The sequence below is a fragment of the Zavarzinia marina genome (assembly GCF_021568905.1).
In the GTDB taxonomy this organism is placed as follows: domain Bacteria; phylum Pseudomonadota; class Alphaproteobacteria; order Zavarziniales; family Zavarziniaceae; genus Zavarzinia; species Zavarzinia marina.
This window is the reverse complement of record NZ_JAKGSB010000002.1, coordinates 501,107-513,803: the sequence shown is the minus strand read 5'-3', so window position 1 is coordinate 513,803 and position 12,697 is coordinate 501,107. Positions and strand designations below refer to the sequence as shown.

At 68.2% G+C, this 12,697-nt stretch carries 12 protein-coding genes; 7 read left to right on the top strand and 5 right to left on the bottom strand.

What is annotated here, in order from left to right:
* Positions 1–52 precede the first annotated feature (52 nt).
* The 4 genes from L2U69_RS08225 to L2U69_RS08210 form a co-directional block, all read right to left on the bottom strand.
* Entirely contained in the window at positions 53–1,447 is a 1,395-nt protein-coding gene (locus L2U69_RS08225; RefSeq protein WP_236106303.1) for a serine/threonine protein kinase, read from the bottom strand.
* Between the two features lie 23 nt (positions 1,448–1,470).
* Positions 1,471–2,217 carry a metallophosphoesterase family protein gene (locus tag L2U69_RS08220; protein WP_236106302.1) on the bottom strand — a complete coding sequence of 249 codons (747 nt, stop codon included), beginning with the start codon at positions 2,215–2,217 and terminating at the stop codon, positions 1,471–1,473.
* 226 nt (positions 2,218–2,443) lie between these two features.
* Positions 2,444–3,085 (bottom strand): 3-oxoacid CoA-transferase subunit B, encoded by a 642-nt coding sequence (locus L2U69_RS08215; RefSeq protein ID WP_236106301.1) that lies wholly within the window; start codon positions 3,083–3,085, stop codon positions 2,444–2,446.
* Between the two features lie 12 nt (positions 3,086–3,097).
* Positions 3,098–3,802 carry a CoA transferase subunit A gene (locus tag L2U69_RS08210; RefSeq protein WP_236106300.1) on the bottom strand — a complete coding sequence of 235 codons (705 nt, stop codon included), beginning with the start codon at positions 3,800–3,802 and terminating at the stop codon, positions 3,098–3,100.
* A 220-nt stretch (positions 3,803–4,022) separates the two neighbouring features.
* Between L2U69_RS08210 and L2U69_RS08205 the strand changes: the two genes are divergently transcribed.
* From L2U69_RS08205 to L2U69_RS08190, 4 genes are all read left to right on the top strand, one after another.
* Complete coding sequence (locus L2U69_RS08205; protein WP_236106299.1) at positions 4,023–5,006, top strand: malate dehydrogenase; 984 nt, start codon at positions 4,023–4,025, stop codon at positions 5,004–5,006.
* Between the two features lie 126 nt (positions 5,007–5,132).
* On the top strand, positions 5,133–5,396 hold the full coding sequence (locus L2U69_RS08200) for a type II toxin-antitoxin system ParD family antitoxin (protein WP_236106298.1): 264 nt from the start codon (positions 5,133–5,135) through the stop codon (positions 5,394–5,396).
* Between the two features lie 3 nt (positions 5,397–5,399).
* Positions 5,400–5,711 (top strand): type II toxin-antitoxin system RelE/ParE family toxin, encoded by a 312-nt coding sequence (locus tag L2U69_RS08195; RefSeq protein WP_236106297.1) that lies wholly within the window; start codon positions 5,400–5,402, stop codon positions 5,709–5,711.
* On the top strand, positions 5,708–6,454 hold the full coding sequence (locus L2U69_RS08190) for an SDR family oxidoreductase (RefSeq protein WP_236106296.1): 747 nt from the start codon (positions 5,708–5,710) through the stop codon (positions 6,452–6,454). The genes L2U69_RS08195 and L2U69_RS08190 overlap by 4 nt, the downstream gene beginning before the upstream one ends.
* A 101-nt stretch (positions 6,455–6,555) precedes the next feature.
* Here L2U69_RS08190 and L2U69_RS08185 read toward each other — a convergent pair whose 3' ends face one another.
* Entirely contained in the window at positions 6,556–8,169 is a 1,614-nt protein-coding gene (locus L2U69_RS08185; RefSeq protein WP_236106295.1) for an FMN-binding glutamate synthase family protein, read from the bottom strand.
* 138 nt (positions 8,170–8,307) lie between these two features.
* Between L2U69_RS08185 and L2U69_RS08180 the strand changes: the two genes are divergently transcribed.
* The 3 genes from L2U69_RS08180 to L2U69_RS08170 all read left to right on the top strand — a co-directional run bounded on the left by L2U69_RS08180 (position 8,308) and on the right by L2U69_RS08170 (position 12,618).
* Complete coding sequence (locus L2U69_RS08180) at positions 8,308–8,646, top strand: P-II family nitrogen regulator (RefSeq protein WP_236106294.1); 339 nt, start codon at positions 8,308–8,310, stop codon at positions 8,644–8,646.
* Between the two features lie 162 nt (positions 8,647–8,808).
* Complete coding sequence (locus L2U69_RS08175; RefSeq protein WP_236106293.1) at positions 8,809–11,328, top strand: DNA translocase FtsK; 2,520 nt, start codon at positions 8,809–8,811, stop codon at positions 11,326–11,328.
* 99 nt (positions 11,329–11,427) lie between these two features.
* Complete coding sequence (locus L2U69_RS08170) at positions 11,428–12,618, top strand: acetyl-CoA C-acyltransferase (protein WP_236106292.1); 1,191 nt, start codon at positions 11,428–11,430, stop codon at positions 12,616–12,618.
* Positions 12,619–12,697: the final 79 nt, after the last annotated feature.

Sequence of the window (12,697 nt, the reverse complement as noted above, 5' to 3'; positions counted from 1 at the left end):
GCCCTTCCGTCGAAAGATCCCGGCCTGCGCCGGGATGACGAATATTTCAGGCTCACCCTTCGTCCGTTCGCGCGCGGACCACGGTCACCGTGCAGGGCGCCTCGGCCGCGACTTCGCCGGAGACGGAGCCGAGCAGGCTGCGCATGGTGGAACGTTCGCGGGCCCCCATGACGATGTGATCGATATGGTTGCTGCGGGCGTAATCCAGGATGGCGTCGGCCGGCTTGGTCGCTTCGAGGACGTGGAAGGTCACGCTGCCTTCGGGCAGTTCCAGGGGCCGCGCCCAATGGCGCAATTCGATGAGACGCTGCAGGTGCTTGTGCTCGCCTTCCTCGTCCAGCGTGGTGTCGAGGCCGATCCGGCGCAGCCGCAGCACGTTGACGCAGGCAAGGCGCGCGCGCGGCATGGAGATCATGAGTTGGCGGATCATGGCGCGCATGGCGTCGGCGGCGGCATCGCCCGTCGTGGTGAAATCGACCGCGACCATGATGATCGGGGCTTCGCCCGCCGCCGGGCCGCGCTTCACGGTCAGGATCGTGTCGACCTCCAGCCGGCGCTTGAAGGCGGTGACGAAACCGTCCTGCTCCATGCGCTCGGCACGCGCCGTCAGGGGCACCTGGTCGGGGGTGCGGAGGTCGAGCGCCAGTTGCGCCGCCGTCGGGTGCCGGTTCTCCGGGTTGACCTCCAGACAGCGCAGGACGATCTCCTGAAGCCAGGGCGGGCAGTCGGCGTTCAGGCGGCGCGGCGGCACCGGATCGCGCCACAGCCGTTTTTTCAGGCCCTTCAGGCTCTGCGGATCGCCGAAGGGCCGCGTGCCGGTGACGAAGAAATACATCAGGGAGCCGAGTGCGAAGAGATCGCTGCGCGGCTCCGACCGATCGCCCAGCACCTGTTCCGGCGCCATATAGGGCGCGGTGCCATAGGGCAGGCGGAATTCCTCGTCCATCAGGTCCGGCAGTTGCAGGTGATGGGAGAGACCGAAGTCGATCAGCGCCATGTCCCCGCTCGGCCGTACCATGATGTTCGAGGGTTTCACGTCGAGATGCACCACCTGCTGGCGGTGCAGGGCGTCGAGCGCGGTGGCGGCGCGGCTGCCGATGTCGGCCACTTCGTCGGGCGGCAGCGGCAGGTCGGGCAGGCGGGTGTGCAGGCTCTGTCCCTGAATCCACTCCATGACGATATAGGGCAGGGTGCGGAAGTCGCCGGCGGCCACGAAGCGCGGGACATGGGGGCCGGTCAGGCGCGGCAGGATCATCTGCTCCATCTCGAAGCCGACGATGGCGGCCGGATCCTCGCCTTCGGCGAGGCGCGGCACCTTCATGATCAGGGGGGGGTCGCCCTCGGCCGTCCTCACGGCCCAGAGGGTGGCCATGCCGCCCTTGTGGATCCGGGAATCGATCTGCCAGCCGTCGACGATGCTGCCGGGGCCGATTTTCGGCGTGGCCATGGCCCCCCGTTCCCGCCCTGCGCTCAGCGCCCGGCGTAGAGCCGGCTGGCGAGGCCCGACGGCAGGCCCGCGGCGCGGATCTTCTCCGCCGCCCGGTCGACGTCATAGGGGACGCGCTGGAACGCGATTTCCGCCGAATGGGTGTCGTAGACGGCATAGGCGGCGGCGGGATCGCCGTCGCGCGGCTGGCCGACCGACCCGATCAGCGCCAGCCAGCGGCGCTGGGCCAGCAGCGGCACGGCGATGCCCGGCACCGGCTTGAACGGCGTCAGCTTGCCGATGTTGGAGAGCCCGTAGATGCCGGGGATATGGACATGGCCCGAGAACACGAGCCGGGTCTCCGCCGCCTCCAGGCTGCGGCGCGCGGCCTCCCCGTCCATGACGTAGAGCCAGCGGTCGGGCGCCGAGGCATCGGCATGGACATAGAGCCGGTCGTCGTCGATCGCCGTCAGCGGCAGGCGTTCGAGGAATTGCAGCGACGCCTTGTCGAGGTGGCGGTTGGTCCAGTCGATGGCGCTGGCCGCCATGGCGTTCATGCCGTGGGCGGCGCCGATCGCCGCTTCGTCGTGATTGCCGCGAATGGCGATGGCGCCCTTGTCGACCAGATCGGCGATGGTATCGATCGTCCACTGCGGATCGGCGCCATAGCCGACGTAGTCGCCCAGCAGGACGAAACGATCCACCGGCCGGGGCCGCGCCGCGACATGGGCGAGCACGGCCGACAGGGCTTCCCTGTTGCTGTGGATATCGGTGAGGAACGCGATCTGCACGGGCCTGCTTCCTGGGGGGCGTTTCCTGAGGGGCGGGGTGTTCCCCGCTCGATGTCGCTCCCTCCAGATGTAAGCCCCGCACGGGCCCCCGGCAACCCGGCCGATGGTCAAAGACTTCTACGCCGCCGCCCTATTGGCGTCATCCCGGCGGAGGCCGGGATCTTATCGGCGTAGGGCGCTCTTCCGTCGAAAGGTCCCGGCCTTCGCCGGGACGACGCGAGGTGGATCAGAGCGCTGTCTTGAAGGGCGCTTCGGTCTTCGACGTGATTTCCTCGATCGTCACGTCGTCGGCGAGTTGGATCAGGGTGAGGCCGTCGCCGCCCTGCTTGTCGACGGTGAAGACGCCGAGGTCGGTGACCACCATGTCGACGACCCTGGTGCCGGTCAGCGGCAGGTCGCAGGCCTTCAGCAGCTTGGGCTTGCCGCCGGCGACATGCTCCATGACGACGACGACCTTCTTGACCCCGGCGACCAGGTCCATGGCGCCGCCCATGCCCTTCACCATCTTGCCCGGAATCATCCAGTTGGCGAGATCGCCGTTGGCCGCGACCTGCATGGCGCCCAGGATCGACAGGTCGATATGACCGCCGCGGATCATGCCGAAACTGTCGGCGGAGGAGAAGAACGAGCTGTCGGGCAGTTCGGTGATGGTCTGCTTGCCGGCATTGATCAGGTCGGCGTCCTCCTCGCCCTCGAAGGGGAAGGGGCCCATGCCGAGCATGCCGTTCTCCGACTGCAGCGTGACATGCACGCCGTCGGGGATGTAGTTGGCGACCAGGGTCGGAATGCCGATGCCGAGGTTCACGTAGAAACCGTCCTGCAGTTCCTTGGCCGCGCGGGCGGCCATCTGTTCACGGGTCCAGGCCATGATGTCGTCTCCTCAGATCCGCTTCCGCGTGGTGCGCTGCTCGATGCGCTTCTCGTAGTCCGTGCCCTGGATGATGCGCTGGACGAAGATGCCGGGGGTGTGGATGTGATCGGGATCGATCATGCCGGGCTGCACCAGATGCTCGACCTCGGCCACGGTGACCGTGCCGGCGGTGGCCATCATCGGATTGAAGTTCCGCGCGGTCTTCCGGTAGACGAGATTGCCGGCGGTATCGCCGGTATGGGCCTTGACGATCGAGAGGTCGGCGACCAGGCCGGTCTCCATCACATAGGTCTCGCCGCCGAATTCGCGCAGTTCCTTGCCCTCGGCCACCAGGGTGCCGACGCCGGTCTTGGTGAAGAAGGCGGGGATGCCGGCGCCGCCGGCGCGGATGCGCTCGGCCAGGGTTCCCTGGGGGTTGAATTCCAGTTCCAGCTCGCCCGAGAGATATTGCTGGGCGAAGAGCTTGTTCTCGCCGACATAGGACGAGACCATCTTCCTGATGGCCTTGGTCTCGAGCAGGATGCCGAGGCCGAAACCGTCGACGCCGGCGTTGTTGGAGATGACGGTGAGGCCCTTCACGCCGGCCAGGCGGATACCCTCGATCAGGTGTTCCGGTATGCCGCACAGGCCGAAGCCGCCCGCCATGATCACCATGTCGTCGCGGAGCAGGCCCGCCAGGGCCGTCACCGCGTCCGGGTAGACCTTCTTGCTCATCGTCTCTCGCTTCCCGTCTGCTGCCTTGTGCGGGGATTCCGTCCCCGCCGACAGGATGCAGTGCCGCGACATTTCGCGCAACGCGGCAAAGGTCTGGCGGCCCGCTGACAATTGAATGTTGCGAAACGTCGCCATCTGTGCTGCCTGATGCTTCGTTTCGCGCGGGGATCGCGCCCCGCATTTCAAGTACCCCAGCATGTCAGGTACCCGGAGATCCATGATGGCTAAATCCCCCGTCCGCGTAGCGGTGACCGGCGCCGCCGGCCAGATCGCCTATTCGCTCCTGTTCCGCATCGCCAATGGCGATCTTCTCGGCAAGGACACCCCGGTCATCCTCCAGCTCCTCGACCTGCCGCAGGCGATCAACGCCGTGAACGGCGTCGTCATGGAGATCGAGGACTGCGCCTTCCCGACGCTGGCCGGCGTGGTCGTCACCGACGATCCGGAAGTCGCCTTCAAGGATGCGGACATCGCCATCCTGGTCGGCGCCCGCCCGCGTTCGAAGGGCATGGAGCGTTCGGACCTGCTGGCCGCCAATGCCGCCATCTTCAAGGTCCAGGGCGCCGCCCTGAACAAGGTCGCCTCGCGCGACGTCAAGGTGCTGGTGGTCGGCAATCCGGCCAACACCAATGCCTATATCGCCATGAAGTCGGCGCCGGACCTGCCGGCCAAGAACTTCACCGCCATGCTGCGCCTCGACCACAATCGCGCGCTCTCGCAGCTCGCGGCCAAGGCCGGCGTGCCGGTCGCCTCGCTCGAGAAGCTGGCGGTCTGGGGCAACCACTCCCCGACCATGTATGCCGACTATCGCGCCACCACTTCGAACGGCGAATCGATCAAGGCGAAGATCAACGACGAAGTCTGGAACGCCGACGTGTTCCTGCCGACCGTCGGCAAGCGCGGCGCCGCCATCATCGAGGCGCGCGGCCTGTCGTCGGCCGCCTCGGCCGCCAATGCCGCGATCGACCACGTCCATGACTGGGTGCTCGGCACCAATGGCGGCTGGGTCTCCATGGGTGTCCCCTCCGACGGTTCCTATGGCGTGCCGGAAGGCATCGTCTTCGGCATGCCCTGCGTCTGCGAGAACGGCGAATACACCGTGATCCAGGGCATCGAGATGGACGAATTCTCGAAGGAACGCTTCAAGATCACCCTCGACGAACTGCAGTCGGAAGCCGACGGCGTCGCCGACCTGCTGAAGTAAGCGCCGCGCTTTCCTTCCCGACCGGCGTGGGCTCGACAGAGTCCGCGCCGGTTTCGTTCGAGCGCTCGCTTGCCGCTGGTATGCGAAACGCCTACCATGGGGCCTGCATCCATTCGGGAGCGCCCCATGGCCAAGGTCGAGAAGATCACCATTGCCCTGACCGCCGAAATGGCCGGCTCCGTCCGCCACGCCGTCGAGTCGGGCGAATATGCCTCGACCAGCGAAGTCATCCGCGAGGCCGTGCGCGAATGGCGCGAGCGGCGCGACCTTCTCGGTTTCACCGCCGGGCAATTGCGGGACATGGCCCAGGCCGGTATCGACAGCGGGCCGAGCCCCTATGCCACCATGGCCGAAGTGAAGGCCGAGGCGCGGCGCCGATCGGGCCGCTGAGCGGTGCTTTCCATCATCCGCACGCGGCGCGCGGACGAAGACCTGATCGAAATCTGGCGCTTCATCGCCGCGGACAATCCAGAGGCGGCGGACCGCGTGCTCGACGCGATCGAGCGCCGCTGGCAGCAGTTGGCCTTGCATCCCTTCTCCGGCGTCGCGCGTGACGACATACTGCCGGGGCTCCGTCATCTGGTCGCCGGCCGTTACCTCACGCTCTACCGTGTCACCGAGGCAGGCATCGAAATCCTGCGGGTGCTGCAAGGCCAGCGCCGGCTCGACCGAAGCCTGATCGAGGATCGAAAGGAACCGACATGAGCAAGATCATCGTCGTCACCGGCGCCGGCTCCGGCATCGGGCGCGCCGCCGCCATCGCCTTCGCCGCCAGGGGTGACCGCGTGGTGCTGGCCGGGCGGCGCCTGGAGGCGCTGGAAGAGACGCGGGCGTTCTTCGCCGATCCGGCGCTGGGTCTTGCAATCGCGACCGACGTGACCGACGAGGGGGCGGTGGCGGCGCTGTTCGAAGCGGCGGTGGCGGCTTTCGGGCGCGTCGACGTGCTGTTCAACAACGCGGGCGCCTTCGGGGCGGGCGGCACCATCGACATGATCGATCCCGCCGCCTGGCGCGCCATGGTCGAGGTCAATCTGACCGGCAGCTTCCTCTGCGCGGCCGCCGCCTTTCGCCAGATGCGGGCGCAGGACCCCCAGGGCGGGCGGATCATCAACAACGGCTCCATCTCGGCCCATCACCCGCGCCCCTATTCCGCCGCCTATACGGCGACGAAACACGCGATCACCGGCCTGACCAAGACCATCTCCCTCGACGGCCGCGCCTTCGGCATCACCGGCGGCCAGATCGACATCGGCAATGCCGCGACCGAAATGACGGCCCTCATGTCCGTCGGCATGCCTCAGGCCGACGGCAGCATCCGCGCCGAACCCGTCATGGATGTCACCCGCGCCGCCGAAGCGGTGGTCTTCATGGCCAGCCAGCCGGCCGATGCCGATATATCCTTCATGGCCATCGCGGCGACGGGCATGCCCTTCGTCGGGCGGGGGTGAGCGCGCGTTTGCCGGCGAAAGGCCCCGGCCTCCGCCGGGGCGACGAATAGGGTTACAGCGTCATCCCGGCGAAGGCCGGGATCTCGTGACGGACAAGGTCCCTAAACCGGCTGCGGGTCGAAGCTGTCGGCGCTCGCGGTTTGCCAGTTCTCGGCGTAGAAGGTCGAGCTGACGCCGCCGTCCAGAAGGGCGTTGGGCGTCATGGCGAAATGGATCTGGGAGAACAGGCGGATCTCGCTGGCGCTGACCCGTTTCGCCAGATGGCGCGGGCCCAGTTGCTCGGGCTTGGTCAGGCCGGCGGCGGCCAGCATTTCGGCCAGGGCCTTCATCGTGTTGCGGTGGAAATTGTGGACGCGGTCGGCCTTGTCGGGCACCACCAGGGCCTTCTGGCGCAAGGGATCCTGGGTCGCGACGCCGGTCGGGCAGCGGTTGGTGTGGCAGCTCTGGGACTGGATGCAGCCGACCGCGAACATGAAGCCGCGCGCCGCATTCACCCAGTCGGCGCCCAGCGCCAGCAGGCAGGCGATGTCGAAGGCCGAGACGACGCGGCCGGCGGCGCCGATCTTGATGCGGTCGCGCAAGCCCGTGCCGACCAGCGTGTTGTGGATGAACAGCAGGCCTTCGCGCAAGGGCACGCCCAGATGGTTGGAGAATTCGACCGGCGCCGCGCCGGTGCCGCCCTCCTTGCCGTCGACCACGATGAAGTCGGGCAATATGCCGGTCTCCAGCATGGCCTTGGCGATCCCCATGAATTCCCACGGATGGCCGAGGCAGAGCTTGAAGCCGACCGGCTTGCCGTCCGAAAGGTCGCGCAGGCGCTCGATGAAGCGCATCATCTCGATCGGGGTCGAAAAGGCGCTGTGGCGCGCGGGCGAGATACAGTCGGCGCCTTCCGGCACGTCGCGGGCGGCGGCGATCTCGGGGCTGACCTTATGGCCGGGCAGCATGCCGCCATGGCCGGGCTTCGCCCCCTGGCTCAGCTTGATCTCGATCATCTTGACCTGGGGATTGCGCGCCTGGGCGGCGAATTTGTCGGCATCGAAACCGCCGTCCGCCGTGCGGCAGCCGAAATAGCCGCTGCCCAGTTCCCAGATCAGATCGCCGCCGAATTCGCGGTGATAGGGGCTGATGCCGCCCTCGCCGGTGTCATGGGCGAAATCGCCCATCCTGGCGCCCTTGTTCAGGGCGCGGATGGCGTTGGCCGACAGCGCGCCGAAGCTCATGGCCGAAATGTTGAAGATCGAGGCGGAATAGGGCTGGCGGCAGGCCGGCCCGCCGATCGGGACGCGAAAGGCGGCGGGATCGGCGAGTGGCGCCGGGCGGGCCGAATGGGCGATGAATTCATAGCCCTGGCCATAGACGTCGATCAGCGTGCCGAAGGGCTTCTCGCCGCCCTCGTTCTTCGCCCTGGCATAGACCAGGCTGCGCTGCGCCCGGGAATAGGGCACGCATTCGTCGTCGTCCTCCAGCAGATATTGCCGGATCTCGGGGCGGATCGCCTCCGCCATGTAGCGGATGTGGCCGATGACCGGGTAGTTGCGCAGCACCGCGTGGCGCCGCTGGCGCAGATCCAGGACGCCGACCAGGGCGAGGGCCGCCGCCGTCACGGTGACGATCCACAGGAATCCGCCGTCGAAGGCGAAGGGCAGGGACAGGATGGCGAAAGCGATACAGAGTGCGAAGGGGAGATAGCGGCCATACATCGAAAGTTGCATTTCGCGTGCCTCGCGCTTCGAATCGTCCGGTGATCGGCCACCATAATAGGGGTGATCCGGAAAAAGCCCTGCACTTACCCCTACCCAGGCTGGGCCGCAGGCCCTAGAATCGCTCCAGTTGCTTTCAGAATGGTCTCCATGAAGCTGGTCATCGCCATCATCAAGCCCCTCAAGCTCGAGCCCGTGCGGGCGGCCCTCGACGAAATGGGCATTCGGGGCATGACGGTCACCGAGTCCATCGGCTTCGGCCGTTCCCACGGCCATACCGAGGTCTATCGCTCGGCGGAATATCAGATCGCCTTCGTGCCCAAGCTGCGCCTGGACATCGTCGTCGCGGATGGGCAGTTGGCCGAGGTTCTGGAGCGCGTGCAGGCCGCCGCCCATACCGGCAAGCTCGGCGACGGCAAGCTGTTCGTCACCGATCTCGTCGACGCGCGCCGCATCCGCACCGGCGAAAGCGGCGTCGACGCCATCTGATCTTCGCGCCGTCCCGTCCCGCGGCCCTGTTGTGATGCCGTCGCGGGGCGTGTAGCCTCGCGGTTGTTGATTCGTTCCCGTCGGCACCCCCGGCGGCATCCGCCACCGCGCCGGCCCCAGGCTCCCTTCGATGCCGTGCCGGCCGCCACCGTAAGAGGTCGCATGGCCCAGACGGCCGGCACGTCCAGCGAGAGACCCCGTCGCATCCTGCCCGAGAGCCTGTCCCGGGGTCTCAGGGCGCGGCTGTCGGAATTCGCCGGCATCGCCCTTTTCGCCGCCGCGACCGGCCTCGGTCTCGCGCTCGTCTCCTATGCGCCCGGCGATCCCAGTCTGAACGTCGAGACCGACGTGCCGGTCCGAAACCTGCTCGGCCTGCCGGGGGCCATGGTCGCCGATCTCTCCATCCAGTGGCTCGGTATTGCCGCCGGCCTGATGCCGCTGTTGCTCGGGGCCTGGGGCTGGCGCCTGTTCTCGCATCGGGGGTTGCGGCTGTGGTGGCTGAACCTGCTGCTCGCGGCGCTGGCGCTGGCGCTCGGGGCAGGCGCCGTAAACGGCTTCATGGTGCCGGACGGATGGCCGCTTCGCAGTGGTCTCGGCGGCATGGCCGGAGCCCTGGTCGGTCCCGGGGTGGAGGCGCTCTGCGGGCGTGCCGGCCTCGGTCTCGGCGGCACCGGCCTTTCCTTCGTGCTTCTGGTGCTGACCCTGATGACCCTGGTCAGCGCCATGGGCCTCAGCCTCGGCGAATGGCGGGCCATGGCGCGCGGCGTCGGCGCCGGCACCCGCGCCGGCTCCGGCGGGGCGCGCTGGGTCGTCGGCCGGGCCAGCCGGCTCTGGGCGCGGCGCCCTTCGGTGCCGGACCTGCGCCTGCGTCGCGGCGACGAACCCCGTCACGCCGGAAGCGCCATGGCCGCGCCCCTGCCCGAGGCGGCCGCGCCGGTAGAGAGCGCGAAATCGCGCCGCGCCGCCCGCCGGGCCGAACGGCGCGAGCCCGCCTTCGCGCCGGCATCTGATGCACCCGTCGACGCATCCCCCGAGGTACCGGCGGCACGCCATGTCGCCGAGCCGCCTTCGGACGGCCGCCGCCTGGTGGAAAGCCCGGCGAAACCGGCCAAGCCGGGGCGCCGCATGGTTCAGGAAAGCCAGGCCGCGCTCGATCTCGGCGTGGTCGAGGGCGAATACCAGCTCCCGCCCCTGTCGCTGCTGAAGGCGGCGCCCAAGCGCGACGACGACGCGGTGGACGAAGAGGCGCTGGAAGCCAACGCCCGCCTGCTCGAATCCGTGCTCGACGACTTCGGCGTGCGCGGCAACATCGTGAAGGTGCGCCCCGGCCCCGTCGTCACCCTCTATGAGCTGGAGCCGGCGCCAGGCACCAAGTCCGCCCGCGTCATCGGCCTCGCCGACGATATCGCGCGCTCGATGAGCGCGGTCTCGGCCCGCGTCTCGGTGGTGCCGGGGCGGAACGCCATCGGCATCGAACTGCCGAACGCCAGGCGCGATACGGTCTGGCTGTCCGAGATCCTGTCGTCCCAGGAATACGAGAAGACGGCGTCGGCCCTGACGCTCGCCCTCGGCAAGGATATCGGCGGCGCGCCCATCGTGGCCGATCTGGCGCGCATGCCGCACCTCCTGGTCGCCGGTACCACGGGTTCGGGCAAGTCGGTCGCGGTCAATACCATGATCCTGTCGCTGCTCTACCGGCTGCCGCCGGACCAGTGCAAGCTGATCATGGTCGATCCCAAGATGCTCGAACTCTCGGTCTACGAGGGCATTCCCCATCTCCTCGCCCCCGTGGTGACCGAGCCGGGCAAGGCCGTGGTCGCCATGAAATGGGCGGTCCGCGAGATGGAGGACCGCTATCGCAAGATGTCGCGCCTCGGGGTGCGCAACATCGCCGGCTACAACGCCCGCATCGCCGAGGCGAAGCAGAAGGGCGAGGAATTGAAGCGCACGGTGCAGACCGGCTTCGATCCCGCCACGGGCAAGCCGATCTTCGAGGAACAGGACATCCCGCTGGAGCCCCTGCCCTTCGTCGTCATCATCGTCGACGAATTCGCCGACCTGATGATGGTCGCGGGCAAGGACATCGAAGGCGCGATCCAGCGCCTGGCCCAGATGGCGCGCGCCGCCGGCATGCATCTGATCCTGGCGACCCAGCGCCCCTCGGTCGACGTCATCACCGGCACCATCAAGGCCAATTTCCCGACCCGCATCTCGTTCCAGGTGACGTCGAAGATCGACAGCCGCACCATCCTCGGCGAACAGGGCGCCGAACAGCTTCTCGGCATGGGCGACATGCTCTATATGGCCGGCGGCGGGCGCATCACCCGCGTCCACGGTCCCTTCTGCTCCGACCAGGAGGTGGAGGACGTGATCGCCTTCCTGAAGGCCCAGGGCGAGCCCGAATATGTCGAGGCCGTCACCGAGGAGCCCGAGGGCATGGAGGCGCTGGAGGGCGGCATGGCCGGGGGCGGCACCGGCGACGACCTCTACGACCGTGCGGTCGCGATCGTGGCGCGCGAGGGCAAGGCCTCCACCAGCTTCATCCAGCGCCATCTGCAGATCGGCTACAACCGCGCCGCCCGCATCATCGAGCAGATGGAGGACGCCGGCATCGTCGGCAAGCCGAACCACGTCGGCAAGCGCGAGGTCCTGATCAACGAGGCCGGCGAACGGGTGCTCTGAGCCCCGCGCGTCGCCCTGTGCCGCGAGCGCATATGTCGGGGCTTTTAATATTATGATCGTCATATTATATGATGGTCATAATTCAATGGAGAGCCCGTCATGTCCGTTTCAGATTCCGTGGTCATCGTCTCGGCCCGCCGCACGGCAATGGGCCGCTTCCGGGGCACGCTCGCCGGCACGCCGGCCCCCCGTCTCGGCGCTGCCGTCCTCGGTGCCGCGGTCGCCGACGCCGGCATCGCGCCGGGCGCGGTGGACGAGGTCTTCATGGGCTGTGTGCTGCCGGCGGGCCAGGGCCAGGCGCCGGCACGCCAGGCCATGCGCCATGCCGGTCTGCCCGACGCCACCGGGGCGACGACCGTGAACAAGGTCTGCGGCTCGGGCATGAAGGCGCTGATGATCGCCCATGACCTCCTGAAGGCGGAAAGCGCCGACATCGTCGCGGCGGGCGGCATGGAGAACATGTCCGCCGCGCCCTATCTGATCCAGAACGCCCGCAGCGGCTATGGCTTCGGCCACGACCGGCTCCTCGACCACGCGGCTCTGGACGGGCTCGAGGATGCCTATGACGGCGGCCGCCCGATGGGCACCTTCGGCGAGGATACGGCGGCGAAATACGGCTTCACCCGTGCCGAACAGGACGAATACGCGATGGAGACCCTGCGCCGGGCCCAGGCGGCGGTGACGGACGGCCTCTTCGCGGACGAGATCACGCCCCTGACCATCCGCGGCGCCAAGGGAGCCGTCCTCACCATGGACACGGACGAGATCCCGGGCGGGCTGGACCCGGCCCGCATCCCCGGCCTGAAGCCGGCGTTCCGGCCCGACGGCACCATCACGGCCGCCGCGTCCAGCGCCAATGCCGACGGCGCCGCCGCCCTCGTCCTCATGCGGGAGACGACGGCGAAAGCCATGGGTCTCGCGCCGCTCGCCCGGATCGTCGGCCATGCCACCCATTCCCAGGATCCGGCCTGGTTCACGACCGCGCCGATCGGCGCCATCGGCAAACTCCTGAAGAAGACGGGCTGGAGCGTCGGCGACGTCGACCTGTTCGAAATCAACGAGGCTTTCGCCGTCGTCGTGATGGCCGCCATGCGCGAGTTGGAAATCGCCCGCGACCGGGTCAACGTGAACGGCGGTGCCTGCGCCCTGGGTCATCCCATCGGTGCCTCGGGCGCGCGGATCGTGGTGACCCTGCTTCATGCGCTGCGCAGCCGGGGCCTGTCGCGGGGCGTGGCCTGCCTCTGCATCGGCGGCGGCGAGGCGACGGCGCTGGCGATCGAGCGGACCTGACCGTCCGCCGCGATGCCCCGGTGGACAGGTCCCGCCGACAAAGGCTAATAAAGCCGGACACAAGGGTTTTCGCGGTTCA

Coding starts and splice junctions, on each gene's coding strand:
- L2U69_RS08225 (WP_236106303.1), bottom strand. CDS start 1,447: ATGGCCACGCCGAAAATCGGCCCCGGCAGCATCGTCGACGGCTGGCAG.
- L2U69_RS08215 (WP_236106301.1), bottom strand. CDS start 3,085: ATGGCCTGGACCCGTGAACAGATGGCCGCCCGCGCGGCCAAGGAACTG.
- L2U69_RS08210 (WP_236106300.1), bottom strand. CDS start 3,802: ATGAGCAAGAAGGTCTACCCGGACGCGGTGACGGCCCTGGCGGGCCTG.
- L2U69_RS08205 (WP_236106299.1), top strand. CDS start 4,023: ATGGCTAAATCCCCCGTCCGCGTAGCGGTGACCGGCGCCGCCGGCCAG.
- L2U69_RS08200 (WP_236106298.1), top strand. CDS start 5,133: ATGGCCAAGGTCGAGAAGATCACCATTGCCCTGACCGCCGAAATGGCC.
- L2U69_RS08190 (WP_236106296.1), top strand. CDS start 5,708: ATGAGCAAGATCATCGTCGTCACCGGCGCCGGCTCCGGCATCGGGCGC.
- L2U69_RS08185 (WP_236106295.1), bottom strand. CDS start 8,169: ATGCAACTTTCGATGTATGGCCGCTATCTCCCCTTCGCACTCTGTATC.
- L2U69_RS08180 (WP_236106294.1), top strand. CDS start 8,308: ATGAAGCTGGTCATCGCCATCATCAAGCCCCTCAAGCTCGAGCCCGTG.
- L2U69_RS08175 (WP_236106293.1), top strand. CDS start 8,809: ATGGCCCAGACGGCCGGCACGTCCAGCGAGAGACCCCGTCGCATCCTG.
- L2U69_RS08170 (WP_236106292.1), top strand. CDS start 11,428: ATGTCCGTTTCAGATTCCGTGGTCATCGTCTCGGCCCGCCGCACGGCA.